Below are 1,572 nucleotides of genomic sequence, written 5' to 3'. Positions count from 1 at the left end.
AGTAGACATCATGGATTGACCTGCCCCACCTCAACGTCGTGGGTTATGTTGAGGTGGGTACCGAAACACAGAGCCACTATTGAGGGAGGCAGGTCATGAAACAGTCTAACGCAACTCAGCCAGCTATTGTCGAGCGCACTGTTGCCCAGCGGATCAGTGCTGCCAGCAGCGTCCACGCCGCTTATATCGGCCTGGACGTGCACAAGGCGAGTATCTCCGTGGCAATCGCCGAGGCCGGACGCCAAGCTCCCGAGTTTCGCGGCGAGATCCCCAACGAACCAGCGGCCATCGACAAGCTGGTTCGTCAGTTGAGCCAGCGTTTCGACGGGCAACCGCTGTTGTTCAGCTACGAGGCCGGCCCCTGTGGCTACGGGGTCTACCACCAGATTCAGGCCAGCGGCCATGACTGTGAGGTCGTTGCCCCGACGCTGATTCCCCAGCGTGCTGGGGATCGCATCAAGACCGACCGTCGCGATGCCAAGATGCTAGCTCGCCTATCGCGCTCCGGTGAGCTGACACCGGTCTGGGTGCCGACGCCGGAACAGGAGGCGATTCGCGACCTGACTCGCGCCCGGGAAGATATGAAAGCCGCTGAACTCCGCGCCCGGCAGCGACTCAACGCCTTCTTGTTGCGGCACAGCAAGGTCTACCCCGGCAAGAGCAAGTGGATACCGGCACACTTCCGCTGGCTGGAGACGGTTCGCTTCGACACCCCCGTTCAGCAGGTTGTGCTGGAGGAGTACGTCGACAACGTGAAAGACGCCCAGCGCCGTGTGGTGGGCCTCGAAAAACAGATGAGAGCGGTGTTACCAAACTGGTCACTGGCTCCGGTGGTCGAGGCCGTTCAGGCGATGCGGGGCGTGAGCCTGATCACGGCGATGACGGTACTGGCCGAGCTGGGAGATATCAGTCGCTTCGACTCACCCCGCCAGTTGATGGCGTACCTGGGCCTGGTGCCCAGCGAGCACTCCAGCGGAGGCAGTCGGCGCCAGGGCGGTATCACCAAAACCGGCAACGGCCATGTGCGACGCGTGCTGGTGGAGGCGGCCTGGAGCTACCGCTTCCCGGCACGTAAGACACGGATCATTGAGCAGCGCGCCGAGAAGACCTCGCCAACGGTGCAGGCGATCGCCTGGGAGGCGCAGAAACGCCTGTGTGGGCGTTACCGTCGCCTGGTCGCCACGGGCAAGGTTAAGCAGCAAGTCACCACGGCGGTGGCGCGAGAAATGGCCGGCTTCCTGTGGGCGATTGCCTGCGAAGCGATGGGCAAACCGCACGGCAGCCGGGCCACCGCATGATGATCGCGCCTCAGTGCCTACGGCTCAGGGAGCGTCGGGCCGGTGGGAGAACCCCTGACGCTCCTATGAGGCCTCCGCCCTGCGGGGCTGGGTGACCCTCGCTTGTAGACCAGGGTAGCTCCGCGACGAAGTGATGACAGGTCGGTAACCAACCCACGAATACCAGAGAGATCCACCGTCGCTGATAGCCCCTCGCTTCCTGAGCCGTAGGCATTTGAGGACAATCACATGTAGCAGAATCAACCGACCCCTTGACGGGTCAATCCATACCAGG

General features: G+C 62.8%; 1 protein-coding gene. It reads left to right on the top strand.

The features are described from left to right. Window positions 1–95: 95 nt before the first annotated feature. Entirely contained in the window at window positions 96–1,298 is a 1,203-nt protein-coding gene (locus tag Q673_RS23150) for an IS110 family transposase (RefSeq protein WP_023005033.1), read from the top strand. The last annotated feature ends 274 nt before the right edge of the window (window positions 1,299–1,572 follow it).

The sequence above is a fragment of the Halomonas sp. PBN3 genome, from assembly GCF_000475415.1.
GTDB classification, from domain to species: Bacteria; Pseudomonadota; Gammaproteobacteria; order Pseudomonadales; family Halomonadaceae; genus Halomonas; species Halomonas shengliensis.
The sequence above is the reverse complement of the archived record's forward strand: the minus strand, read 5'-3'. Positions and strand labels throughout refer to the sequence as shown.

Coding starts and splice junctions, on each gene's coding strand:
- Q673_RS23150 (WP_023005033.1), top strand. CDS start 96: ATGAAACAGTCTAACGCAACTCAGCCAGCTATTGTCGAGCGCACTGTT.